Source organism: Streptomyces sp. WM6386 (assembly GCF_000972385.1).
Taxonomy (GTDB): domain Bacteria; phylum Actinomycetota; class Actinomycetes; order Streptomycetales; family Streptomycetaceae; genus Streptomyces.
The window spans coordinates 1-24,911 of the sequence record NZ_JXTE01000071.1 but is presented as its reverse complement, the minus strand read 5'-3'; the positions used below and the strand labels follow the sequence as shown (position 1 = coordinate 24,911).

The 24,911-nt window shown below is 70.9% G+C and carries 21 protein-coding genes; 10 read left to right on the top strand and 11 right to left on the bottom strand.

What is annotated here, in order from left to right; translation table 11 throughout:
* The first annotated feature begins 8 nt into the window (after positions 1-8).
* Positions 9-1,511: a CoA-acylating methylmalonate-semialdehyde dehydrogenase gene (gene mmsA, locus TN53_RS33095; RefSeq protein ID WP_046262465.1), complete on the top strand. Its 1,503-nt coding sequence runs from the start codon at positions 9-11 to the stop codon at positions 1,509-1,511.
* 62 nt (positions 1,512-1,573) lie between these two features.
* Here the strand turns inward: mmsA and TN53_RS33090 are convergent, their stop codons facing one another.
* Positions 1,574-2,404: a lipoprotein gene (locus tag TN53_RS33090; protein ID WP_046262464.1), complete on the bottom strand. Its 831-nt coding sequence runs from the start codon at positions 2,402-2,404 to the stop codon at positions 1,574-1,576.
* A 273-nt stretch (positions 2,405-2,677) separates the two neighbouring features.
* Here TN53_RS33090 and TN53_RS33085 point away from each other — a divergent pair, with 273 nt between their 5' ends.
* From TN53_RS33085 to TN53_RS33065, 5 genes are all read left to right on the top strand, one after another.
* Positions 2,678-4,075, top strand: coding sequence for an APC family permease (locus TN53_RS33085; RefSeq protein ID WP_046262463.1), 1,398 nt, complete (start codon positions 2,678-2,680; stop codon positions 4,073-4,075).
* Between the two features lie 209 nt (positions 4,076-4,284).
* Positions 4,285-6,927, top strand: coding sequence for a CocE/NonD family hydrolase (locus TN53_RS33080; RefSeq protein WP_046262462.1), 2,643 nt, complete (start codon positions 4,285-4,287; stop codon positions 6,925-6,927).
* Complete coding sequence (locus TN53_RS33075; protein WP_046262461.1) at positions 6,924-7,778, top strand: ABC transporter permease; 855 nt, start codon at positions 6,924-6,926, stop codon at positions 7,776-7,778. Before TN53_RS33080 ends, TN53_RS33075 begins: the two co-directional genes overlap by 4 nt.
* Before the next feature lie 147 nt (positions 7,779-7,925).
* Positions 7,926-9,467 carry a vWA domain-containing protein gene (locus TN53_RS33070; RefSeq protein ID WP_046262460.1) on the top strand — a complete coding sequence of 514 codons (1,542 nt, stop codon included), beginning with the start codon at positions 7,926-7,928 and terminating at the stop codon, positions 9,465-9,467.
* 55 nt (positions 9,468-9,522) lie between these two features.
* Entirely contained in the window at positions 9,523-11,442 is a 1,920-nt protein-coding gene (locus tag TN53_RS33065; RefSeq protein WP_046262459.1) for an AMP-dependent synthetase/ligase, read from the top strand.
* A gap of 59 nt (positions 11,443-11,501) precedes the next feature.
* Here TN53_RS33065 and TN53_RS33060 read toward each other — a convergent pair whose 3' ends face one another.
* From TN53_RS33060 to TN53_RS33050, 3 genes are all read right to left on the bottom strand, one after another.
* On the bottom strand, positions 11,502-11,888 hold the full coding sequence (locus TN53_RS33060; protein WP_046262487.1) for a rodlin: 387 nt from the start codon (positions 11,886-11,888) through the stop codon (positions 11,502-11,504).
* Between the two features lie 137 nt (positions 11,889-12,025).
* A complete protein-coding gene (locus tag TN53_RS33055) occupies positions 12,026-13,045 on the bottom strand; it encodes an LCP family protein (protein WP_234441757.1) in 1,020 nt (339 codons plus the stop codon).
* A gap of 109 nt (positions 13,046-13,154) precedes the next feature.
* Complete coding sequence (locus TN53_RS33050; RefSeq protein ID WP_046262457.1) at positions 13,155-13,577, bottom strand: rodlin; 423 nt, start codon at positions 13,575-13,577, stop codon at positions 13,155-13,157.
* Positions 13,578-13,802: 225 nt separating this feature from the next.
* Here TN53_RS33050 and TN53_RS33045 point away from each other — a divergent pair, with 225 nt between their 5' ends.
* The 3 genes from TN53_RS33045 to TN53_RS49380 all read left to right on the top strand — a co-directional run bounded on the left by TN53_RS33045 (position 13,803) and on the right by TN53_RS49380 (position 15,649).
* On the top strand, positions 13,803-14,207 hold the full coding sequence (locus TN53_RS33045; protein WP_046262456.1) for a rodlin: 405 nt from the start codon (positions 13,803-13,805) through the stop codon (positions 14,205-14,207).
* Positions 14,208-14,442: 235 nt separating this feature from the next.
* Complete coding sequence (locus TN53_RS33040; protein WP_046262455.1) at positions 14,443-14,670, top strand: chaplin; 228 nt, start codon at positions 14,443-14,445, stop codon at positions 14,668-14,670.
* 133 nt (positions 14,671-14,803) lie between these two features.
* The gene (locus TN53_RS49380; RefSeq protein WP_046262454.1) at positions 14,804-15,649 is read left to right on the top strand and encodes a chaplin; all 846 of its coding nucleotides are present in this window, start codon (positions 14,804-14,806) and stop codon (positions 15,647-15,649) included.
* 43 nt (positions 15,650-15,692) lie between these two features.
* Here TN53_RS49380 and TN53_RS33030 read toward each other — a convergent pair whose 3' ends face one another.
* Together TN53_RS33030 and TN53_RS33025 are read right to left on the bottom strand one after the other, a co-directional pair.
* Complete coding sequence (locus tag TN53_RS33030; RefSeq protein ID WP_046262453.1) at positions 15,693-16,964, bottom strand: NAD(P)-binding domain-containing protein; 1,272 nt, start codon at positions 16,962-16,964, stop codon at positions 15,693-15,695.
* Entirely contained in the window at positions 16,964-18,241 is a 1,278-nt protein-coding gene (locus TN53_RS33025; protein ID WP_046262452.1) for a hypothetical protein, read from the bottom strand. Before TN53_RS33025 ends, TN53_RS33030 begins: the two co-directional genes overlap by 1 nt.
* Before the next feature lie 136 nt (positions 18,242-18,377).
* Between TN53_RS33025 and TN53_RS33020 the strand changes: the two genes are divergently transcribed.
* Entirely contained in the window at positions 18,378-19,652 is a 1,275-nt protein-coding gene (locus TN53_RS33020) for a glycoside hydrolase family 26 protein (RefSeq protein ID WP_046262451.1), read from the top strand.
* A gap of 22 nt (positions 19,653-19,674) precedes the next feature.
* Here the strand turns inward: TN53_RS33020 and TN53_RS33015 are convergent, their stop codons facing one another.
* Genes TN53_RS33015 through murJ form a run of 5 tightly spaced genes read right to left on the bottom strand, consistent with a single transcriptional unit; the run spans position 19,675 to position 24,873 of the window.
* Positions 19,675-20,763 carry a GNAT family N-acetyltransferase gene (locus TN53_RS33015; protein ID WP_046262450.1) on the bottom strand — a complete coding sequence of 363 codons (1,089 nt, stop codon included), beginning with the start codon at positions 20,761-20,763 and terminating at the stop codon, positions 19,675-19,677.
* Positions 20,760-21,416, bottom strand: a complete 657-nt coding sequence (locus TN53_RS33010; RefSeq protein WP_046262449.1) for an LPS biosynthesis protein — start codon at positions 21,414-21,416, stop codon at positions 20,760-20,762. The genes TN53_RS33015 and TN53_RS33010 overlap by 4 nt, the downstream gene beginning before the upstream one ends.
* On the bottom strand, positions 21,413-22,558 hold the full coding sequence (locus TN53_RS33005; protein WP_046262448.1) for a glycosyltransferase: 1,146 nt from the start codon (positions 22,556-22,558) through the stop codon (positions 21,413-21,415). Before TN53_RS33005 ends, TN53_RS33010 begins: the two co-directional genes overlap by 4 nt.
* Position 22,559: 1 nt before the next feature.
* Positions 22,560-23,282 (bottom strand): polysaccharide deacetylase family protein, encoded by a 723-nt coding sequence (locus TN53_RS33000; RefSeq protein ID WP_046262447.1) that lies wholly within the window; start codon positions 23,280-23,282, stop codon positions 22,560-22,562.
* Complete coding sequence (gene murJ / locus TN53_RS32995) at positions 23,266-24,873, bottom strand: lipid II flippase MurJ (protein WP_063776284.1); 1,608 nt, start codon at positions 24,871-24,873, stop codon at positions 23,266-23,268. Before murJ ends, TN53_RS33000 begins: the two co-directional genes overlap by 17 nt.
* Positions 24,874-24,911 lie beyond the last annotated feature (38 nt).

Below are 24,911 nucleotides of genomic sequence, written 5' to 3'. Positions count from 1 at the left end.
AACTGGGCATGACGAAGATCGTCAACCACTGGATCGGCGGCAAGACCGTCGAAGGCGCGTCGGGCAACTACGGGCCGGTCACCGACCCGGCGACCGGCGCGGTCACCACCAAGGTCGCGTTCGCCTCCGTGGAGGAGGTGGACTCCGCCGTCGCCGCCGCCAAGGACGCGTTCCAGACCTGGGGCACGTCCTCGCTGGCCAAGCGGACGACCATCCTGTTCAGGTTCCGGGCGCTCCTCGAGGCGAACCGGGACGCGATCGCGGAGCTGATCACCGCCGAGCACGGCAAGGTGCACAGCGACGCGCTGGGCGAGGTCGCGCGCGGTCTGGAGATCGTGGACCTGGCGTGCGGGATCACCGTGCAGCTGAAGGGCGAGCTGTCGACCGAGGTCGCCAGCCGCGTGGACGTGGCCTCGATCCGGCAGCCGCTGGGTGTCGTGGCCGGCATCACGCCGTTCAACTTCCCGGCGATGGTCCCGATGTGGATGTTCCCGATCGCCATCGCGACCGGCAACACCTTCGTGCTGAAGCCGTCGGAGAAGGACCCGTCGGCCTCCCTGAAGATCGCCGAGCTGCTGGCCGAGGCCGGTCTGCCCGACGGTGTCTTCAACGTCGTGCACGGCGACAAGGTGGCCGTGGACCGTCTCCTGGAGCACCCGGACGTCAAGGCCGTCTCCTTCGTCGGCTCGACCCCGATCGCCCGCTACATCCACACCACGGCCTCCGCGAACGGCAAGCGCGTCCAGGCCCTGGGCGGCGCCAAGAACCACATGCTGGTCCTGCCGGACGCCGACCTCGACGCGGCGGCGGACGCCGCGGTGAGCGCGGCCTACGGTTCGGCGGGCGAGCGCTGCATGGCCATCTCGGCCGTGGTCGCGGTCGGTGCGATCGGCGACGAGCTGGTGGAGAAGATCCGCGAGCGCGCCGAGAAGATCAAGATCGGCCCCGGCAACGACCCGGCCTCCGAGATGGGCCCGCTCATCACCAAGGTCCACCGCGACAAGGTGGCGTCCTACGTCACCGGCGCCGCGGCCGAGGGCTGCGAGGTCGTCCTGGACGGCTCCGGCTTCACGGTCGAGGGCTTCGAGGACGGTCACTGGATCGGCATCTCGCTCCTCGACAAGGTGCCCACCACGGCGAAGGCGTACCAGGACGAGATCTTCGGTCCGGTCCTGACCGTGCTGCGCGTGGACACCTACGACGACGGCATCGCCCTCATCAACGCCTCGCCGTTCGGCAACGGCACCGCGATCTTCACCCGGGACGGCGGCGCCGCCCGCCGCTTCCAGCTGGAGGTCGAGGCCGGCATGGTCGGCGTGAACGTCCCGATCCCGGTCCCCGTCGGCTACCACAGCTTCGGTGGCTGGAAGGACTCGCTCTTCGGCGACCACCACATCTACGGCAACGACGGCACGCACTTCTACACCCGCGGCAAGGTCGTCACCACCCGCTGGCCCGACCCGGCCGACGGCCCGACGGGCGTGGACCTGGGCTTCCCGCGCAACCACTGAGTGAGTGACAGCTGAGCCCGGGCACCTTGACGGAGGTGCCCGGGCTCAGTCATGTCCGTGTCCTACTGCCCCTGGGCTTCCTTGAGCGCCTCGGACATGTCGGCGGTCTGGGCGGCCGGGGGAGCCTTGACCTCGGCGGTGGCGCCGAACTTGGCGAAGTCCATGGTGACCTTGAGCCCGCCCATCTCCTGCTCCAGACGGACGGGCAGATCCTTGTCGTTCACCCAGATGTCGAAGGTGAACTTGTAGGCACCCCCGGTCGCCTGGTTGAGGAGGCTGTCTTCGTCGGTGTAGGCGTCCTTGAGCTTGCCCATGTCGGACTTACCGACGACGGCCCGGTAGTGGGTCGCCTTCTGGCCGTCGACCGTCTCCGAGCCGAGGTCCTTGACGTTCTTGGCGTACTTGATGGTCTTCAGGGAGGCGATCGGATTGGCGTTGCCGCCGCTCATCGCCTTGGCTCCGGCCTCACCGAACACGGCGGAGGCGTCGACCTTCATCCACTCCTTGCCCTTGAGCGGACCGGAGGCCTGCGGGTCGACGTCGTAGTAGTAGACGCCGTCGACGAACAGAGTCTGGATCGTCGGGTCGTCCTGCACCGTCTGCATCTGCGCGGCCGCGGTGTCCATCTGGACGTCGTACGCCATGCCGTCGCCCCACGAGTACGTGCCGTTCATGGCGATGGGCGTGCCGGTGCCCAGGTCGGTCGACACCTTCACCTCGGCCGACCCGAGCTCCTCGCTCCGATCCGTGGCCCGGCTGAGCGCCGCCATGATCGCGTCGGTCTTGTCGACCGCGTCGGCCGTCTGCTTCACGGACTCCGCGCTGCACGCCGACGTCGCGACGAGCGCCGCCGCCGTGAACCCCACCCAGGCAGCGGTGTGCCTCAGCTTCATGTTCCCCACCCGTAGCTGTGATTCGTATGTGAGTTCTGTGAGAAATGACTTTAGCGGGCCGTACCGACATCCCCGCGACGGGATTTTTTCGCCGTCGGCGCTGCGGTTCCCGTACACCCCAAGGGCGGGGAGGGGACAGCGTTTGACTGCCGTATCCGTATGTCAAAGGGTAGTTGATCTACTGATTCCGTAGCAGGCAACCCATTGACGCAATGGTTTTCGTCGGGGTTCCATCAGCGCCATCTGCTGCACGAGTCGATCGGAAGCCGCCGTATGACCGACACGCTCCGCCCTGCCGAGGTCGCCCTCCCCGAGGCGCCCGACAGTCCCCAGAAGCTCAAGCGCTCCATCGGAGTCGTCGGCGGCACCCTCCTCACCCTCTCCTGTGTGACCCCCGCGTCCACACTCTTCGTGGTGGTCCCGGACCTCTTCGGCTCGCTCGGCACCGCGACCGCCCTGACCATCGCCATCGGCTCCCTCCTCTGTATCGCCGTGGCGTTCTGCTACTCCGAGCTGGGCACCCTCATCCCCAGCGCGGGCGGCGAGTACGCGATGGTCTCGACGATGGCGGGCCGGCTGGCGGGCTGGCTCGTCTTCGTGCTGTCCCTCCTGGTCGTGATGATCGTCCCGCCGGTGATCGCGATGGGCACGGCGGACTACCTGGCCCCGATCGTCCACCTCGACCCGTCGATGGCGGGCGCCGGCGTCATGCTCCTGGCAACCCTCGCCGGCCTGCTGGACCTGCGCGCCAACGCGTGGATCACCGGTGTCTTCCTGGTCCTCGAGGTGATCGCGGCGGCCGTGGTCGCGGTCCTGGGCTTCGCGCACAGCGAGCGGGGCGCGGACAGCCTGGTGTCGCTCCAGGTGGCCGGCGCGGACGGCCACGCGGACACCGTGACGGCGATGCTGATCGTGTCCGGCCTGGCGATCGCCCTGTTCATCACCCAGGGCTTCTCCACCGCCGTCTACCTCTCCGAGGAGATGGAGAACCCGCGCCGCAACGTGGCCCGCACGGTCCTCGCCACCCTCGCGATCTCCTCCGTGATCATCCTGGTCCCGGTGATCGCGATCACGCTGGGCGCCAAGGACCTCTCCGCACTCACGGGCGGCGACATCGGCACGATGGTCACCACCTGGTCCAACTCCGCCGTCGGCACCTTCGTCAGCCTCTGCGTGGCCCTCGCGATCATCAACGCGGGCATCGTCATGGTCATCCAGAACTCCCGCGTCCTCTTCGCCTCGGCCCGCGACAAGGCCTGGCCCACCCCGGTCAACGACGTCTTCGCCAGACTGGGCCGCTTCGGCTCCCCGTGGGTCGCCACCCTCGCGGTCGGCGTCCCGGGCGCGATCCTCTGCTTCGTGAACCTGGACACCCTGTACGGCATCACCGGCGTCTCGGTGACCGCCATGTACCTGCTGGTGGCGGTAGCGGCGCTGCTGTCCCGCAAGGTCCCCCACAAGCACACCCCGGCTTGGCGCATGCCCCTGTGGCCGGCGGTACCGATCCTGCTGATAGCGGTCCTCGCGTACATCCTGAGCCAACAGGAAACGACGTACTTGCTCTGGACGGGCGGGACAACGGCGGCGGCCACTCTGTACTGGGCCCTGTACCTCCGCCCGCGCAAGGACACACGGTGGCTCGTATCCATACCCGAGGACGGACACGCCTAGGGGCGCGGGGCTGTATCGATTTGCGGCTCCGCCGCGTGGGCACCACCAGCCACGAACAACCCCGCACCCGGCAACTCACGGACTGGACCGAGCTCGTAGCCATACAGCGAACGCGGTATACGAGAACGACCGCGTACCCCCGTGGAAGGTCCCCGAGTTCAGCCCTCGGTCGATAACGATCCGACAGTTTCACCCCGTACCGTTGAACCATGGATCTTCGACCCCCCGGACTGCGAGGGCGCCTTCGGAGGCCGCGACGGTGGATCGCCGCCGCGGCCTCCGTCGTCGTGCTCGCCGGTGCCGGTACATGGACGGCCGTCGCGGACGACGACGCGCCCCCGGTGCACCAGTCCGACCGGGTCATGGCGGTGAACGGCGTACGCATAGACACCTCGTACTTCACCCCCGAAGCCGCCGGCAGACACCCCGCCGTCCTCCTCGGCCACGGCTTCGGCGGCAGCAAGAACGACGTACGCGAACAGGCCGAAGCCCTCGCCCGGGACGGCTACGCGGTTCTCACCTGGTCCGCCCGCGGCTTCGGGAAGTCGACGGGCAAGGTCGGCCTCAACGGCCCGAAGGCCGAGGTGGCCGACGTCGAGAAACTGATCGACTGGCTCGCGGAGCAGCCGACGGTCCAGCTCGACAAGAAGGGCGACCCCCGCGTGGGCATGGCGGGCGGCTCGTACGGCGGCGCGATCGCCCTTCTCATCGCCGGCCACGACGACCGCGTCGACGCCATCGCCCCGGCGATCACCTACTGGAACCTCTCGGACGCCCTCTTCCCGAACGGCGTCTTCAAGAAGCTCTGGGCCGGCATCTTCGTCAACACCGGCGGCGGCTGCGACAAGTTCGAACCGCGGATCTGCGAGATGTACCAGCGCGTCGCCGAGTCCGGCACCCCGGACGCCGCGGCCGAGAAGATGCTGGAGGAACGCTCGCCCTCCGCGGTCGGCGACCGGATCAAGGTCCCGACCCTGCTCATCCAGGGCCAGAGCGACTCCCTCTTCCCGCTGGACCAGGCCGACGCCGCCGAGAAGGCGATCAAGGCCAACGGCGCCCCCGTGGACGTCGACTGGATCGCGGGCGGCCATGACGGCGGCGACATGGAGACGAGCCGCGTCCAGTCCCGTGTGCGGTCCTGGTTCGACCGCTATCTCAAGGACCAGAAGACCACCGACACCGGCCCGGCCTTCCGCGTCACCCGCACCGGCGGCGTCGACTCCACCGACGGCGCGGCGCAGCTGCGGGGCGCGAGCGACGACACCTACCCCGGCCTGGAGAGCGGCCGGAAGTCCATCGCCCTGACCGGCCGCGAGCAGGACTTCGCCAACCCGGCCGGCGCCAACCCGCCCGCCGTCTCCGCCCTCCCCGGCCTCGGCGGCTCCGGCCTCACCCAGCTCTCCTCGCTGGGCGTCGGGGTCTCCCTGGACTTCCCGGGCCAGTTCGCCCGGTTCGACTCCAAGCCGGTCACCGACGACCTCCGCATCACCGGCGCCCCGACGGCCACCGTCCACGTGAAGTCCACGTCCGACGACGCCGTCCTGTTCGCCAAGGTCTACGACGTGAGCCCGAACGGCACCCGGCAGGTACTGCCGTCCCAGCTGGTCTCACCCGTCCGTGTCGAGGGCGCCAAGTCCGGCAAGGACGTGACGATCACCCTCCCGGCGATCGACCACAAGATCGACACGGGGCACCGCCTGCGCCTGGTCCTCGCCTCCACGGACCTCGGCTACGCCTCCCCGGCCGCCCCGGCGACGTACACCGTCTCCCTGAAGGGCGACCTCGAGGTCCCCACGGCCCCCGGTGTCTCCACCGCGGCCGCCCCACTGCCCTCCTGGGTCTGGTGGCTGCCCCTCGGGGGCGCCGTGCTCGCGCTGCTCCTGCTTCTGACGGGCCGCCGCCGCACGGCCATGCCCGACCCGGACCCGGAGCTGGCCGAAGTCCCGCTCCAGATCACCGACCTGAGCAAGAAGTACGCGGGCGGCGACCGTTACAGCGTCCGTGACCTGTCCTTCCGCGTCGAGAAGGGCCAGGTGCTGGGCCTCCTCGGCCCCAACGGCGCCGGCAAGACGACCAGCCTCCGCATGCTGATGGGCCTGATCAAGCCGGACGGCGGCGAGATCCGGGTCTTCGGTCACGCGATCCGCCCCGGCGCCCCGGTCCTGTCCCGGGTCGGCTCGTTCGTCGAGGGCGCGGGCTTCCTGCCGCACCTCTCGGGCCGCGAGAACCTGGAGCTGTACTGGCAGGCGACGGGCCGCCCGGCCGAGGACTCCCACCTGGACGAGGCGCTGGAGATCGCCGGCCTCGGCGACGCACTGGCCCGCGCGGTCCGCACGTACTCCCAGGGCATGCGCCAGCGCCTGGCCATCGCCCAGGCCATGCTCGGCCTGCCGGACCTGCTCATCCTCGACGAGCCGACCAACGGCCTGGACCCGCCACAGATCCGCGAGATGCGCGAGGTGATGATCCGCTACGCGGCGGCCGGCCGCACGGTCATCGTCTCCAGCCATCTGCTGGCGGAGGTCGAGCAGACCTGCACCCATCTCGTGGTCATGGACCGCGGCCGCCTCGTCCAGGCCGGCCCGGTCGCCGAGATCATCGGCTCCGGCGACACCCTGCTGGTCGGCACGGCCTCGCCCGTCGAGGAGCCGATCGTCGAGAAGGTGGCGGCCCTGCCCGGCATCGCCTCGGCGCTCCGCACCGACGAGGGCATCCTGATCCGCCTCGACACCGACGGCAGCGCCGAGCGCCTGGTCGCCGAACTCGTCCGGCTCGAGGTGCCCGTCCAGTCGGTGGGCCCGCACCGCCGCCTGGAGGACGCCTTCCTCACCCTGATCGGAGGTGCCGCGTGAGCACGCTGACCGAGACGGCCTCCGGCTACAAAGCGGGCCGTACGCTCCCCCTGCGCGTGGAGCTGGTCCGCCAGCTCAAGCGCCGCCGCACGATCGTCATGGGCGGCATCCTCGCCGCCCTGCCCTTCGTCCTGCTCGTCGCCTTCGCCATCGGCGGCGAGCCGGGCGGCCGCAACAACACGGTCTCCCTGATGGACACGGCGACCGCGTCCGGCGCCAACTTCGCCGCGGTCAACCTGTTCGTGTCGGCGGGCTTCCTGCTGGTCATCCCGGTCGCCCTGTTCTGCGGGGACACGGTCGCCTCGGAGGCCGGCTGGTCCTCCCTGCGCTACCTCCTCGCGGCCCCGGTACCCCGGGCCCGGCTCCTGTGGTCCAAGCTCATGGTCGGCCTCGGCCTCAGCCTGGCCGCGATGATCCTGCTGCCCGTCGTCGCGCTGGCCGTCGGCACGGCGGCCTACGGCTGGGGCCCGCTGGAGCTCCCCACCGGGGGTTCACTCGACCCGGGAACGGCGGCACAGCGGCTCGTCGTCGTCGTGGGATTCATCTTCGTCTCCCAACTGGTCACCGCGGGGCTCGCGTTCTGGCTCTCGACCAAGACCGACGCCCCCCTCGGCGCGGTCGGCGGCGCCGTCGGCCTGACCATCGTCGGCAACGTCCTGGACGCCGTGACCGCCCTCGGCGACTGGCGCCACTTCCTGCCCGCGCACTGGCAGTTCGCCTGGGCGGACGCCGTCCAGCCCACTCCCGAGTGGTCCGGCATGATCCAGGGCACCGCGGTCTCGATAACGTACGCCCTCGTGCTGTTCGCGCTGGCCTTCCGCGGTTTCGCCCGCAAGGACGTGGTGTCCTAGGTCACCGGAGGATCACCTACCGGTCTCAACGGCCCTGCTCCGTGGCCTCTTCGAGACGCTTCCGCAACGCTCCGTAGCGCACGTTGTGGCCCCCTGGCCCGTCACAGTCACAAAGGTCGACGTCAACGGACCAAGGGGGCACGGAACATGGAGCAGTATCGAATACGACGCGTGCGCGCCGCGTTGCTCGCGCTCACCGCGGCGGGCGGCCTGCTGCTGACGGGGTGCAGCGCGAGCGGCGACGGCGCGAACGGATCCTCGTACGACGGCGGCAACAAGGGCGGCGGCTACGCACCCGCGCCGGAGGGGGAGCAACAGGGAAGCAGCCCGGACAGCCCGGACAGTGACTCCCGCGACGTCGCCCCCGAGCCCGACTACCTCTCCACCTTCGCCCTCGACGTCGACACCGCCTCCTACGGCTACGCACGCCGCACCCTCGCCGAGGGCAGCTTGCCCGACCCCTCGACGGTCCGCCCGGAGGAGTTCGTCAACAGCTTCCGCCAGGACTACGACCGTCCGGACGGCAACGGCTTCACGGTGACCGTCGACGGTGCCCGCACCGACAAGGACGACTGGTCCCTGGTCCGCGTCGGCCTCGCCACCCGCGCCGCAGAGGACGGCGAGGAACGCCCGCCGGCCGCCCTGACCTTCGTCATCGACATCTCCGGCTCCATGGCCGAGCCGGGCCGCCTCGACCTCGCCAAGGACTCCCTGGACACGATGACGGACCAGCTCCGCGACGACGACTCGGTCGCCATCGTCACCTTCAGCGACGAGGCCGAGCGGGTCCTGCCGATGACCCGCCTGGACGGCAACCGCGACGAGGTCCACGACGCGATCGACGGCCTGGAACCCACCGACTCCACCAACCTCGGCGCCGGCGTCGACACCGGCTACGAGACCGCCGAGGACGGCCTGCGCGAGGGCGCCACCAACCGCGTCGTCCTCATCTCGGACGCCCTCGCCAACACCGGCGACACCGACGCCGACACCATCCTCGAACGCATCGCGAGCGAACGCCGCGAGCACGGCATCACCCTCTTCGGCGTCGGAGTCGGCAGCGACTACGGCGACCAGCTCATGGAGCAGCTCGCCGACAAGGGCGACGGCCACACCGCCTACGTCTCCGACGAGGACGACGCCCGAAAGGTCTTCGTCGAGCAACTCCCGCGGAACATCGACCTGACCGCCCGCGACGCAAAGGCCCAGGTCGCCTTCGACCCCGAAACGGTCAAGGAGTTCCGTCTCGTCGGCTACGACAACCGCCGGGTCGACGACGAGGACTTCCGCGACGACAGCGTCGACGGCGGCGAGATCGGCCCCGGCCACACCGTCACCGCCCTCTACGCCGTCCGCCACAAATCCGGCACCGACGGCCACCTCGCCACCGCGAGCGTCCGCTGGCTCGACCCCGAGTCCCGCACCCCGCACGAGGAGTCCGGCCAGTTGGAGAGCGAGGACCTCGACGGCGACCTCTGGGAAGCGGGCCCCCGCCTCCAAGTCACCGCTGTCGCCGCCTACTTCGCCGACACTCTGCGCTCCTACGGCGCCGAGTTCAGCCCCCTGCCCGGCACCCCGTCCCTCGGCGAACTGAGCGAACGCGCCCACGACTTGGCCGAGAGCACCGAGGACGAGGACGTGACACAGCTCGCCGAGGCCATCGACCAGGCGAACCGCCACGGGGATTGACCTTTCCTTACGCATGAGTAAGTTACCCCCCAGTCAGAGCCGACTGGGGGCCGTCATGGGCGTACGCAAGGATCTGAAGAGGGCAAAACAACGCACCGACCTGGCCATCCGCGCCAAGGTCGAGATCACTCGGGACGAGCGGGGCGTGGTGCGAGAGGCCCGCACCACGCCCCTCGCCCCGCCCGCACCGACCGGCAGCACCGCCGATCTCCCGTTCACCAACGCCACCGAGGCGCCGGACGCGGTGGTCCTGCGCCGAAAGCAAGGGGACACCTGGCACCCGGTCACCGCGACCGCCTTCGCCCGCGAAGTCACCGCCACCGCCAAGGGGTTGATCGCCGCCGGTCTCGAACCGGGCGGCCGCGTCGCGGTGATGTCCCGCACCCGCTACGAGTGGACGGTCCTGGACTTCGCGATCTGGGCGGCGGGCGGCCAGACCGTCCCGGTCTACGCCACCTCCTCCGCCGAGCAGGTGGAGTGGATCATCCGGGACTCCGGCGCCCGCTTCGTCGTCACCGAGACCGCGGAGAACGCCGACACGGTGACGACGGGCACGGCCGGCCACCAGGAGCGGCCGCGGGTCTGGCAGTTGGACGCCCAGGCACTCACCGAACTCAGGACCCTCGGCGCGGACCTCCCCGACGAGGAGGTCACCAAGCGCCGCGCGAGCCTGACCCCCGACACCGTCGCGACGATCTGCTACACCTCCGGCACCACCGGAAAACCCAAGGGCTGCGTCCTCACCCACGCCAACCTCCACGCCGAGGCCGCCAACACGGTCGAGCTGCTCCACCCGATCTTCAAGGAGGTCACCCGCCAGGTCGCCTCCACCCTCCTCTTCCTCCCCCTCGCCCACATCCTCGGCCGCACCCTCCAGATCGCCTGTCTGATGGCCCGCATCGAGATCGGCCACTGCCCGAGCATCAAGCCGGACGAACTCCGCCCGGCGCTCAAGGAGTTCCGCCCGACCTTCCTCGTCGGTGTGCCGTACCTCTTCGAGAAGATCCACGACACCGGCCGCGCCACCGCCGAGAAGCTCGGCCGCGGCGCCTCCTTCGACCGCGCAGACCGCATCGCCGTCCGCTTCGGCGAGCAGTACCTGGACAAGTTCCTCGACCGCGGCAAGGGCCCGGGTCCGGGTCTCTACGCCGCCTGGGCCCTGTACGACCTGCTGGTCTACCGCCGGGTCCGCAAGGAGCTCGGCGGCCGGATGCGCTACGCCATCAGCGGCGGCTCCCCGCTCGACCGCAACCTCAACCTGTTCTTCTACGCGGCAGGGATCATCGTCTACGAGGGCTACGGACTGACCGAGACCACGGCCGCCGCCACCATCGTCCCGCCCCTGAAACCCCGCCCCGGCACGGTCGGCCCGCCCGTCCCCGGCACCGCCGTCCGCATCGCCGACGACGGGGAGGTCCTCATCAAGGGCGGCATCGTCTTCGGCGCCTACTGGAACAACCCGGCCGCCACCGACGCCGTACTCACCGACGACTGGTTCGCCACCGGCGACCTCGGCTCCCTGGACGAGGACGGCTATCTCACCATCACCGGCCGCAAGAAGGACATCATCGTCACCTCAGGCGGCAAGAACGTCTCCCCGGCCGTCCTGGAGGACCGGCTGCGCAGCCGCCCCCCGGTCGGCCAGTGCCTCGTGGTCGGCGACAACCGCCCCTTCGTCGCCGCCCTCATCACCCTCGAACCCGAGGCGATCAGCCACTGGCTGTCGGTCCGCAGGATGCCGGCCGACACCCCGCTGTCCGAGCTGGTGAAGGACCCGAGGCTGCGCGCCGACGTCCAGAAGGCCGTGGACTACGCCAACGAGGCCGTCTCCCGCGCCGAGTCGATCCGTGCCTTCACCCTGGTCGAGGGCGAGTTCACCGAGGACAACGGCATGCTCACGCCGTCCCTGAAGGTCAAACGGCACGCGGTGCTGTCGGCGTACGCGCAGGACATCGAGGCGATCTACCGCAAGTGAGACGCCGAACGGCGGGCCACCGGTGGAACCGGTGACCCGCCGTGGCGCAGATCCGAGAATCAGCCGTTGTGCTGGTCGTCCAGGATGTGCGACAGGGGCTCGTCGCCCTTGGCCTGGGTGGAGTTCTCGACACACTGCTGGTTCTGCGGGGCCGACAGGATCGGCACGTCCTGGGCGATACCGAGGGCGAGGAGACCGACGATCCCCTGCGCGTTCAGCTTCGCCGGCAGGCCGACACAGGGCTTGTTCAGCGAACCCTGGACCAGCGAGAGCTGCGGGCTCATGTCGCCGAACGTCGCCGAGTTGCCGAACTCCTGCGAGGCGTGGTTGCCGCTGGCGGAGGTGGTGCCGTCGCCGTCACCGATGGCAAGAGCCTGGGGCGCGCCCGCGGCCGTGACACCGGCGACGGAGGCGGCGATAGCCGCGGAAGCCCACAGCTTCTTCATGTTCATTCCCTTCGAAAAGCGGACTCCGGTGAGGAGCTGCATGATCGTCAACTGCCGCACCCCGGCCGGGGTTGCGCTCTTTGCCCCGATTGGCCCAGCGCACCCGCGAACCACGCGGGCGCCCCGGTCGTACGAGCTCATTTGCAGGTCAGAGAGCTGCCCCGCACCGGACCGTAGCCCTTCAGGCCCGGCGGGTCCTTGAGCCCGGGGTTCGCGTCGGCCTTGAGCAGCGGCCGGTCCGCGCGCAGCTTGGCGAACATCGCGTCCGCCCGCTTCATGTCCCAGGCCAGCGTCGAACCGATGTCCGGGCGGGTCTCGTTGAAGCCGGCGATCGGCACCGTCGTGAACTCGATCGCCTTGGCCGGCACCTTCTGCAGCGCCGCCGCCAGCTGCACCATTTCCCTGGCGTCGAAGCCCTGCTCGACCTGCCCCTTGCCGAGCAGCGTGCCCGTCACGCGCGCCATGCCCACCGGATCGGTGAGCGCCTTCTTGGCCCGGAGCCCGCGCAGCGCGTTCACCAGGAACCGGTGCTGGCGCTGGATCCGCCCGAGATCGGCGCTGGTGTCGACATGCCGGGAGCGGACGTACTGCAGCGAGGGACCGCCGTCCAGCCGGTGCTTGCCGGGCTTGAGGTTCAGCTTGGTGGCCGAGTCCTTCAAGGTCCGCGAGGTGCACACCTCGACGCCGCCGACGTCGTTCACGGCGTCGATGAAGCGCCGGAAGTCCACCTGGACATACCGGTCGATCCGCATCCCGGTCATCGACTCGACGGTACTGATGGTGAGCGCCGGCCCGCCCTCGTCGTACGCGCCGTTGATCTTCAAGGGATGCGGCCCGCGTTCCTCGCCGGTCGACTCCTCGCGGTACGGCGGGATGTCCGCGTAGGAGTCCCGCGGCATGCTGACCACGCTGACGCGGTCCCGGCGTGCGGAGACGTGGACGAGCATCAGGACGTCGGTGCAGTTGCAGGCGATGCCGCCGGCGTGGAACTTCCGCTTCTCGGCGGCGGAGATGGTGTCCCGGCCGTCCGTGCCCATGAGCAGGATGTTCAGGGCCTTGGGCGCCTGTCGTTCGGGGAGTGCGGAACTGGCGAGGAGCGTCGCGGTCGTCGCGAGGACGAGTCCGGGGACTGCGAGGGAAGAAAGGGTTCTCTTCATCGTCACGCGCCGAACGCTAAAACAGCGGGCCGCCGAGAAGTCGGCGGCCCGCTGACGGGGACTCAGAATGCGGCCCCAATGCTCAGGAACTTCAGTCCCCGAGGGTGGTTCAGCGGTTGCCCGTGCCGTTGCCGGCCAGGACCGAGATGTCGTCCAGGATGTGCGACAGGTCGTCCAGGATGTGCGACAGGGGCTCGTCGCCCTTGGCCTGGGTGGAGTTCTCGACACACTGCTGGTTCTGCGGGGCCGACAGGATCGGCACGTCCTGGAGGACGCCGATGGCGCCGAGGCCGACGATTCCCTGCAGGTTCGCCTTCGCGGGCAGGCCGATGCAGGGCTTGTTGAGCGAGCCCTGGATGAGTGCCATCTGCGGGCTCATCTTGCCGTAGGTGGCCGAGTTGCCGAACGACTGGTGCGCACCGTTGCCGCTGGCGGACTTGGTGCCGTCGTCGTTGCCGATAGCCATGGCGGGGGAGGCGGCGCCCACGACGGAGGCGGCGACCGCGGCGGTAGCCAGAACCTTCTTGATCACTTGCTAGTCCCTTCTGGAGAAACCCCGTCCACCGGAGCGTTCTGGTCAACTGTCCGGCGGCTGCTTGGTTCCTCCGCTTCACTCCGATGGCCCATTCCGCGATTCCGTGAATTCCGGGGGAGCCGCGGCCCGATCGAGTGAAGTGCCGAAACCAAACCCCGCGGGGTTGGTTGATGCGAGGGCAGGAGCGTGCGTCTCGGTGATGCACCCAGGAAAGGAACTGAAATGCTGAAGAAGGCAATGGCCGCCACGGCGGTCGCCGCTTCCGTCGTAGGTGCGGCGTCGCCGGCCATGGCCATCGGGAACGACGACGGCACCAAGTCCGCCAGCGGCAACCACGCCGATTCGAAGTTCGGCAACTCCATCACCAAGGGTGACATGAGCCCGCAGGCCACGCTGGTGCAGAGCACGGCCAACAAGCTCTGTGTCGGCCTGCCGGTGAAGGCGAACGCCCAGGGCATCGTCGGTCTCATCGCCGCCGTCGGCGTGGCCCAGGACATCCCGGTCCTGTCGGCCGCGCAGAACCAGCAGTGCGCCGACAACTCGACGCAGGCCAAGGGTGACGAGCCCGCCTCGCACATCCTCAGCGACATCTCCGCCCTCGCGGGTAACGGTCAGGGCAACCGCTGATCCGTCGGATTCTGAAATCGCTCGGGCGGCTCGTGAATTCACGTGGGCTGCCCGAGCGTTTTGCGTCACTCAGGTGAACCGTTCCTCCTCGGTTGGGCTTCTCGTGTCAATTCTGTGAAGGCGTTCGAGTGAATTACCAGGCGACTCACGTTCCGTAGTTTCTTCGGCTGTCTATCCCTCGTTTACAGCCTGCAGGTCACGTCATAGGGGCATGACCGCAGAGAAGGGAAAGCTCATGAAGAAGACCGCTGCTGTCGTCGCGGGCGCGATCATGGCCCTGGGCATGGCCGCCCCCGCTTTTGCCGACGCGGGCGCCGAGGCTGCCGCTGTCCACTCGCCGGGCGTCCTCTCCGGCAACGTGGTCCAGGTTCCCATCCACATCCCGATCAACGTGTGCGGCAACACCGTCAACATCATCGCCCTGCTGAACCCGGCGTTCGGCAACACCTGCATCAACAAGTGACGCCGTAACGTCCCCAGCCACTCCGGCTGTGTGAGCCGGCCTTGGAAACAGCCTCTGTTGCCTTCCAAGGCCGGCTTTTCCCACTTCTTCAAGCAGGAAGACAACGAGATTGCGACAGACCCTGAGTAGGGGAATGGTCGCGGCCGCCGCCGCGACGAGCATCCTGTCCCTGTGCGGCAGCAGCCCCGCCCTCGCCGACTCGGACGCGAACGGCGGCGCCAAGGGCTCGCCCGGCGTCCTGTCCGGCAACGACGTCCAGGTCCCGGTCGACGCGCCGGTCAACGCCTGCGGCAACTCCGTCGATGTCATCGCCCTGTTGAACCCGGCGTTCGGCAACTCCTGTGCAAACGACTCGGGTTCGCACAGGGGCGGCGCCTCGTACGGCGACGACTCCGGCTACGGCGACGAGTCCGGCTACGGCGGGGGCAGCCACGGCCCCTCCGGGCACGCGACGCACGGCCGCACCGAGGGTTCGCCCGGGGTGCTGTCCGGCAACAACACGCAGGCGCCGGTCGAGGTGCCGGTGAACGCGTGCGGGAACACGGCGGACGTCATCAGCGGGCTCAACCCCGCCTACGGCGACGACTGCGGCTCCGGCGGCCACGGGGACACCCCGGGGTACGGCGACACGCCGACGCCGACGCCGCCCGGCCACGGTGACGAGACGCCCACGCCCACGCCGACGCCGCCCGGTCACGGTGACGAGACGCCGACTCCGACGCCGTCGCCGCCCGGCCACGGTGACGAGACGCCGACCCCGTCACCCACGCCGCCCGGCCACGGTGACGAAACCCCCACCCCCACACCGCCGACCAACACAGACAGCACGCCCCCCGGCCCCCACGGTCCGCCGCCCCAGCTGCCCGACACCGGAAGCAACGAGGCCCTGCTGGCCGCTTCCGTCGGCAGTGCGGCGATGATCGCGGCCGGGGCCGTGCTGTACCGGCGGGGCCGTAGGCAGGCCGGGGCCCACCAGTAGGCGTGCCGGGTGCCGGACGACCTCCGTCCGGCACCCGCGCCCCTCAACGCCGTACCCGCTCCGGCGTGCCGTGCCGCCCCGGCGCCGGGACGATCCCCTCGCGCGGACCGGTGTGCAGACGGCGCCGCACCCCTCGTACCAGCGCACCGGCCGTGTAGGTCGCACCGTGCACGAAACGCATCGCCGGGCCGAAGGCGGAGGCCGTCACCAGGCCCGCCAGGAACAGACCGGAATGTGACGGGGACTCGAAGTCCCGGCCGGCCTGCGGGGCGCCGTCCGCGCCCGTGGCCAGGGTCGAGCGCAGGCCGTCGGAGAGCAGGCCGAGACGGTCGATGCTCGCCCTGAATCCCGTGGCCGCGACGACGTGTTCGGTCTCCAGGGTGCGCAGGGTCCCCGCCCCGTCCGCCCGGTCCAGCACATCGAGCCGCACCCCGCCCGGCACCGCCCGGGCCGCCGCCACCTCGTGGGCGAGGAGCACCTCCACGGCCGGCTCCACCCGGTCCCGCACCCACCAGGCGCCCGCCGGACCGAGTGCCGTCGCCGCGATCCGGGCCCGCGTCGGCTCCGGGAGCCGGCGGAAGAGGCCGGCGCGCTCGGCGTAGAACCAGTTGCGCCAGCCGCAGCCCAGGCCGCTGTGCGGGGAGCGGGCCGACTGCCACCAGGGGCGTTGCCACGGCGGCGGCACATCGTTCCAGCACAGCTCGTCGGCGCGCGCCAGGACCCGGACCCGGGTGCCCTGTTCCGCGAGGAGGGCCGCGGTCTCCAGAGCCGCCTGGCCGCCACCGATCACCGTGACGTCCTTGCCGCGGAAGCGGTCGAGATCGCCGTGGTGGCTGCTGTGCGAGACGAGGGAGGGGGAGATGCCGTCGAAGACCGAGGGGATCTCCACGAACGGCAGCACGCCCACGGCCAGCGCGAGGGTGCGGGAGGGCAGCACCTCGCCGTCCTCGGTGACCGTCTCGAAGCCACCGGGGCGCAGGGCCACCACCCGGGACACCGTGCGCTCGTCGACCTTCGGTACGGCGTTGCGGGCGAACCACAGGCCGTACTCGGCGAACATCTCCACCGGGATCGGCTCCCCGTGACGGGCCGTCACGCCCTGCCCCTCGCAGTAGACGTCGAGGCGCCAGCGGCGCTCCGGGTCCGAGAGGTTGGAGGCCCGCGGCTCCGACTTGAGGAACATCCCGCGCGGCATGTGATCGCGCCAGGACGCCATGGGCCGGCCGAAGACGCGCACGTTCAGTCCGGCGGCCGCGGCGTGGGACGCGATGGACAGGCCGTACGGGCCCGCGCCCACCACCAGCAGGTCGTACATCAGCGGCTGCTCGCTTTCTCGTCGTCGGTCAGGTCGGTCGTCAGCGGAGAGGCGGTCGCCTGGCGCACCAGGCGCACGCGCGCCCGGTCGCCGGCCGGGGTGCACAGCCTGCGCAACCGTTCCAGCAGGCGGCGGGACACATGCCGGCCCCACAGCCACCACATCGCCCAGCCGGGCGCCCGGTCGTCGCGGGCACCCCAGGCCCGTTCGCGCCCGGCGCGCGTCGGGCCCAGCGCGGTCAGCGGGGCGTAGTTCTCCACCACGAACTGCCGCCCGGCCCGCGGCACCCCGTCCGGCAGTGGACGGTGCGTCAGGTCCAGGTGCAGAGCGCGTACGACGTCCAGGTCCGCGGTGTCGCTGAAGAGCCGGAACTGGGCGCCGGGGCGCGGGTTGAAGTCGAGGAGATGGTGGCGGCCCTCGGCGTCGCAGCGGAAGTCGAGGTCGAAGATGCCGCGGTAGCCCAGCTCGCCGGTGATCCGCTCGGCCAGCGCCTGCACACGCGGGTCCGGTGTCCAGCGGCCCACCGCCGTCAGGCCCGCCCCGCGCGGCCAGGCCTGCAGCTTGACGCCGACGCCCCCGCCGCGCACGGCACCCGAGCGGTCGACGTATCCGTGGAAGAACCAGTCGCGGTCGGTGCCGGGCGGCAGACACGCCTGGAGCAGCAGCCGGCTGCCCGCCTCCGCCGAGCGCAGATACAGCTCCCGCGCCTCCTGCGGGGACCGCACCACCACCGTGCTGCGCAGCCCGCTCTCCGTCGGCAGCAGCCAGGGCCTGCTCCACTTCGCGATCACCGGAAGGCCCAGCCGCCAGGCGGCGCCCGCGGCCTCGGCCGCGCTCTGCGGGATCAGCGTGAGCGGATGCGGTACGTCAACGGCGGCGCACAGGGCGGCCAGTTCCGCCTTGTCGGCGACGCGCTCGGCCAGCGGGCCCGTCGCGGCGGGCAGCAGATAGGCGGGCGCCAGTTCCTCGCGCAGCCCGTCCACGGCGACCGCGCTCGCGTCGTCCATCGGGATCAGCACCGCCGGGCGCGCGACACCGGCGGCGATACGGCGCAGGGCCACGGCGATGTCGGGGGCGGAGGCCCGCGGTGGCGGCGGGGGGTGGATCTGACGTACAAAACGCGACCGGGCCACCGGACTTCCGGCGGAATCCGCGATCACATGCACCTCCACTCCGGCTCTGCCGAGCGAGCGCACAGCGCCCAGCGTTCCGTGGTGAAAGGGATTTCGGTCGATCCGCAGCAGTACGGCGGGGACGCGGGTGTCGAACAGCGACACGGACTCAATTCCTTCGGTCGTTTCACCCGTGCGGGCGACAGGGCCACTCGAAAGCCGCAAGCACGGTGGCGGAGTTCGTCGTCACATGACTGAGTGTCAGTTATCGGATTAGCGCGAGAGTGAGAAAGGAGCAGGCATGGACTCACAGCAGCGACGGGCCCGGACCAGAAGGCTGGCGTTCATTGCGGCGTCGGTCGCCGCGTCCGCCGCCCTGGCCTCGGGGCCCGGATTCGCAGCGGGGGTGGTACAGGCCGGCGATCCTCCCGCTCCCACGCCGGCGGTGCCCGCGGTACCTGCCGTTCCGTCCGCGTCCGCTCAGCCGCCGGCGGCCACCCCGTCCGCCGACCCGGTGATCGTGCCCGAGCCGAAGCCCGTCCCCGAGCTCCCCGCCTTCGGCGCCTACCTCGACTACGGCCCGCGCGGAGTGAACCGTATCTCCGAGCTCAGCCGCTGGCTGGGCGGCGCCGATCTGCGCGTCGGCCACACCTATCTGCCCGGCGACCGCTGGAGCAACATCGAGGGCGCCCCCGACTTCCTCGACTCCTGGGCCGACTGGCGCAACGAGCGCGACGACCGCATGTTCGTCCTCAACGTCCCCATGCAGGAGCGCAACGAGGGCCGGGTCCCCGACTACCAGGTCCGGCGGCTGATCCAGCAGGGTGCGCGGGGCGACTTCGATCACCACTTCCGCCGCCTCGCCGAACGGCTGGTCGAGCTGAAGGTGCCGGACACGGTCATCGTGCTCGGCTGGGAGATGAACGGCATCACGTACACCCATCGCTGTGGGCCGGACCCGGAGGCCTGGAAGAAGTACTGGAACAGGATCGTCACCACCATGCGTTCGGTGCCGGGCCAGAAATTCCGCTTCGATTTCACGCCGAGCCGCGGTCAGGACGCCATCGGCTGGACGAAGTGCTATCCCGGTGACGACACCGTCGACATCATCGGCATGGACTCGTACGACCAGCCGGAAGGCATCTCATTCGACCAGCAGGTGAAAGAGCCGTACGGGCTTCAGGAGCACGTGGATTTCGCCAAATCCCACGGCAAGGCAATTTCCTATCCTGAATGGGGACTCTTCCGCAACGGAGACAACGCCGAGTACATGCGGCGCATGCTCGCGTGGATGGACGAGCACAAGCCGCTGTACAACACGCTCACGGACTACTGTCCGCACGGCGTCTGGCAGTGCGACGACAACCCCGCGGCGTCGGAGATCTACCGGTCCGTGCTCTTCGGACGCACCGACGAACCGACACCGGCGCCCACCGAGCCCACGCCTGACCCGACGCCCGACCCCACTCCGACGAACCCGCCCAACTGTTCGCCGATGGACCTGGGCGAGTGGGTGGAGTACTGGATCGGCGGGAAGCTGTGCATGCGCTTCGACTGGTGGTCGCGCAGCCGGTGAGGACCGGGTGGCGGCGGGTCGGTCAGGGCCCGCCGCCACCGCGCTCCCTCCACGTGCGCACCAGCTCCTTGCCCCGGCTGCGAGCGGTGACGTCGCACAGCGCCGCCGCCAGCAGCGGGGCGGTGCGCCGCCGGGCCAGCAGCAGCCGCTGGTTGACGACCGGTTCGGGCTTCCAGTGGTGCTTGTACGGCTCGTTGCCGCGCAGCAGGCTCAGCGTGCCCCGCGCGTGGTCGCCGGCCGCGTCGAGCAGCATCACCGCCACATCCGCCTTGCGCTCGCGCAGACACGGATGGGCGCCGTACAGATAGCCGCCCGCGAGCCGCCGCGACAGCAGCGTCAGATCGACGGCCACCACATCGTCGTCCAGCCGGAACTCGGTGACGACCGCGTCCCCGGACCGCACCATCGCAGCGACCGAGCGCACCAGGTGCTCGCGGAACCGCGGCCGCAGATGCTCGCTCGTCACCTTCCGCCCCTGCCACTGGAGTTGGTGCAGCTCCAGCAGCCGCCGCAGCGCCTTGTCGACCTCGTCGGGCTCCACGACATGCCGTTCGATGCCGAGCGAGGTCAGCTTGCGCAGCTTGGCACGCACCCGCTGCTGGGCCTTGGCCGACGGCAGCCGGGCCACCAGCTCGTCCATCGGCACGGCGGGCAGCTCCAGGCACAGTGAGTCGCCGACCCGGCGCCGCGGCCCGGGCCAGTGGTCGTAGATCCGCTGCGCCGCGCCGCCCGGCCGCACCTCACGCAGGTCGACCAGTGCGGTGCGGGCCGCCGCGGCCAGCGCCTCGGTGAGCGCGGCGACCGGCTTCTCGCCCCGCTCGTCGTCGAGGAGGACGTCCCCGTAGTCGGAGATCGCCCCGCCGAGCGGCACGAGGGAGGGCACGGGACGCAGAACGCGCATCAGAGGCGCGGCGGCGACGAGGTCGCGCCCGTCGCGGACCACCAGAACACGGAGCCGTCCGTCACGGCCGTACGACAGCCACCACGAGCGCAGCCAGGCGTGGCTCTGGAACGGGGTCGCGGTGGAGGAACGGCCGTACAGACGCGCCCAGTCGAGGGCCAGTGCGGCGAAGACGGTGTCGTCGGTGACGAGTTCCGTCGTGTACGTCACAGCTGGCCGTGGGCGTCGGCGGCGACGGCCGGGCCGGGCACCTGGGCCGGGCGCCCCGGCTCTTCGGCGGTCCGTCGCGGCCGCACCAGCAGCACCAGGCCGCCGAGCAGCCCGCCCGCGCTCGCGCCGACCAGCCCCGTCACCGCGGGCGAGGCCGAGGACGGCTCGGTGGGCTTGGTGGCGCGGGCGAACTGCTGGAGCTCGACGTTGGTGGCGCTCTGGGCGGTGTCCGCGTGCCGGGTCAGGGCGCGGGCGACCGCGTTGGCCATGTCGGCGGCGAGGTCGGGGCGCGAGGAGGTCGCCGTGATCGCGACCATCGGGGCGTCCGGCGAGGTCGCCGTCTGCACGCTCGACTTCAGAGTCCTGACCGGGACGCCCGCCCACACCTGCGCGTCCCCGAGCACCGCGAGCTGGGTCGCGACCCGGCCGTAGGCCTGCGCGAAGCCGAGTGCGGAGGCGGGGTCGGACTTCTCGGTGGGAACGGCGACGACATAGCTGGTCGCCGTGTACGTCGGTGCCTGGGTCAGGCTGTACGCACCGCCCAGCATTCCGCCCGCGACGGCACCGGCCGCGAGCAGGGACCAGGCCGGGAGCGTCCTGGCGCGGGTGAGGACCGTGGCGGGGCGGCGCGGTCCGGTGGGGTTCTCGGTCATGAGGAACTGACTCCCTGGGGTGACGTGGGCGACGAGGCTGCGGCGGCGTAGACATCCATCAGCTGTGCGGCGCTGCGGGTGATGCAGTAGTGGTGGGCGGCGTCCGGGGCGGTGCGGGTGCGGGGGCCCTCGGTGCGGGCCGTCGCGATCGCGCGGGCGAACTCGTCGGGGCCGCCCAGGACCTGGCGGCTGCCGGGGGCCGCCTGCGAGGGCAGGTCCTCGACCGCCGGGCAGGAGCTGTAGAGCACCGGCAGCCCGGACGCCAGCGCCTCGACGACCGCAAGGCCGAAGGCCTCCTCGGGCGACGGGGAGACGAGCAGGTCCATCGCGGAGGTGAGGGACGGCAGATCGGGGCCGGGGGAGCCGTCGGGGACGTAGGGGCGTTCGCCGGTGAACAGGACCCGGTCGGTGACCCCGGCCGCACGGGCGACCTGGCGCAGCCGGTGCTCGTCCGGGCCGCCGCCGACCAGCAACAGCCGGCAGTTGTCCGGCAGCTGGGCCAGCGCGCGGATGACGGTGTCGAAGCGTTTGCCCGCCGTGAGCCGGCCGATGCCGCCGATGACGTATGCCTCCTCGGGCAGGCCGAGGCGGCGGCGGGTGTGCAGACGCTGGAGGGCGTCGAAGCGGAAGCGGGGCAGGTCGATGCCGTTCGGGACGACCTCGATACGGGGGGCGGGCACACCCCAGCGCTTCAGACGGGCGGCGACGGTGGGGGAGACGGCGACCGTCGCGCGGCCCAGGCGTTCGCTGGCCAGGTAGAGGCCACGGACGCCGGCGGTGAGCCTGCGGCCCTCCATCTGCGAGTCGCCGAGGGAGTGTTCGGTGGCGACGACCGCGCGGACGCCCGCGAGACGCGCGGCGAGCCGGCCGTAGACGCAGGCGCGGTACAGGTGCGTGTGCACGAGGTCGTAGCCGCCGGCCCGGATGTGGCGGACCAGGCGGGGCAGGGCGGCCAGGTCGCGGTTGCCGGCCATCCCGAGATGGGTGACGCGCACTCCGTCGGCGACCAGTCCGTCGGCGACCGCGCCCGGGTTGGTGAGCGTCACGACGTCGCAGTCGACGGGCAGATGCCTGAGCAGCAGCCGCAGTTGCTGCTCGGCGCCGCCGACCCCGAGGCCGGTGATGACGTGGAGGGCCTTCACCTCAGATCCCCTTCACGGGACGGCGGCGCAGCCGGTGCAGCCGGTGCTTGAGGAAGAGGCGTACGGCGGTGTCGTTCTGGCCGATGTGCAGACGGGGGAGGGCGTACGGGCCGGTGAGGGGGCCGGGGTCGATGGCGCAGGCGTACGCGTATCCGGCTTCTCGTACGGCGTCGACGACGCGCTCGTCGAGCGTCCCGTACGGGTAGCAGAAGCCCTTCACGGACGCACCGGTCAACTCCTCCAGCGCGGTCCGGCTCTCGACGACCTCGGACTTGAGCCGCAGGTCGTCGGTCTTGGTCAGGTCGACGTGGGTGAGACCGTGCGAGCCGATCTCCACGCCCGCCTCGCAGGCCCGGCGGAGACCGTCGGCGGTGAGCAGCGGCTTGCGCGGGCCGAGCGGGTCCCAGGCGTTGTCGCCGCCGAGACGGCCGGGGAGGACGAAGAGGGTGGCCCCGAAGTCGTGCTTGCGCAGTACGGGCAGGGCGTGGTCGAGGAAGTCGGCGTACCCGTCGTCGAAGGTGAGGCCGACGAGGTCCCTGCGGGTGGGGGCGGCCAGCAGCGCGGCCATGGACACGCCCCGCAGACCGCGGCGACGGAGCCAGTCCAGCTGGCGGTCGAGTCGGTCGGGTGTGACCGTGATGCGGTACGGGTCGTCGGAGCAGTCGCCGACCGAGTGGTACATCGCGATCCACGGGACGGGGGCGGAATCAACGGCAGCGGCCATGCGTGAGCCTTCGTGTGACGGAGCGTAGGGATCTCAGTGCGGGTACGACGCCCTGGGCGTCCAGCGCCCGGGCGAGCAGGACGAAGACGGCGGCGACGGTCACGCCGCCCGCGGCGAGCCCGGGCACGGCGGCCGGCACCTGCGTGGCGACGAAGGTCCCGGCGATCGTCGCGACCACCGCGGCGCGTACGGGCCTGCTCAGCTCGCGCAGCGCGCCCCGCTTGCGGATCGGGACGCTTCTGGGACCCATGCCGGCCAGCAGCAGTACGGCGGTCACGGTGATGCCGACGGCGTTGGCGGCGGCGATGCCGCAGACACCCCAGGGGCCCACCGCCCAGGCGCCGATCCAGGAGGTGGCGACGATGCCCGCGGCCATCGCGGCGACCGGGTACCAGCTGGGGCGGGCGGCGGAGAAGTACGACCGTACGAGCACGCCGGTCAGGGTCTGGCCGAGCAGACCGAGGGCGTACACGCGCATGACCCCCGCCGTGGCCGCGGTGTCCCGGGCGGTGAACGCGCCTCGCTGGAAGAGGAGTTCGATGATCTGCGGGGCGCAGGCGATCACCGTGGCGGCGCCGAGCAGCACCATGCAGGTGGCCAGCGCCAGGTCCCGTTCCACGCGGGCGCGGGCCCGCTCGATGTCGCCGTCGGCGAGGGCTCGCGCGACCACCGGGAAGGTGACCGTGCACAGCATCATCGACAGGGTCATCGGGATCTGGGCGACCTTCTGCGCGTAGTTCAGGTGCGAGATGGCGCCGGCGTCGAGGGTGGAGGCGAGGTAGCGCTCGATGAGGGTCTGGGACTGCCTGCACAGGGCGAAGAGGAGGACGGTCGTGACGAGGGCGGCGGTGACGGCACGGTCGCCGCTCGTACCCGACTCCGGCTGAGCGACCTGCTTGCGGAACAACTGCCTTACAAAGGAGGGCAGTTGAACCAGGACCATCAACCCGCCGCCGATCGCGACCCCGATCGCCGCAGACCGCACGCCCCACTGCCCGCCCAGGACGAACATCGCCGTGATGATGCCGGTGTTGTACGCCACGTAGATCGAGGCCGGCGCGAGAAACCTGCGGTGGGCGCGGAGTGCGGCGCTGCAGTACCCGGCGAGTCCGAAGCCCAGCACACAGACCGCGGCGAGCCGGGTGCAGTCGACGGCGAGAGCAGGGTCGGGCAGGCCCGGTGCCAGCGCCTCGACGAGGTAGGGGGCGGCGGCGACGATCAGCGCGGACACGGCGACGAAGGCCAGGGAGAGGCGAGGCAGCGTGGAGGCGACCAGGGAGCGCACCGGATCCCCGGGAGCGCCCTGCGCCCGCCGCGCCAACGCCAGGCTGAACGCCGGGACCAGCGCGAAGGCCAGCCCGTCCTCGATGAGCAGCGTCGACGCGAACTCCGGGATCGTCCACGCCACCAGGAAGGCGTCGGTCTCGCTCCCGGCCCCGAAGAGCCGCGCGAGCGCCTGATCCCGCGCGAGCCCGAGCAGCGCCCCGGCGACGGAGAGGACCGCGGTGACGAGGGTGGCTTTGGCCAGGAAGCCGCGGGAGACGGGAGCGAGGTCGAGGTTGTCCTCGGGTCTAGTGGCGGGAGTCGCGATGGGGGGACCCGCGGGGCGGGCTGATGGGAGGGCGGGGG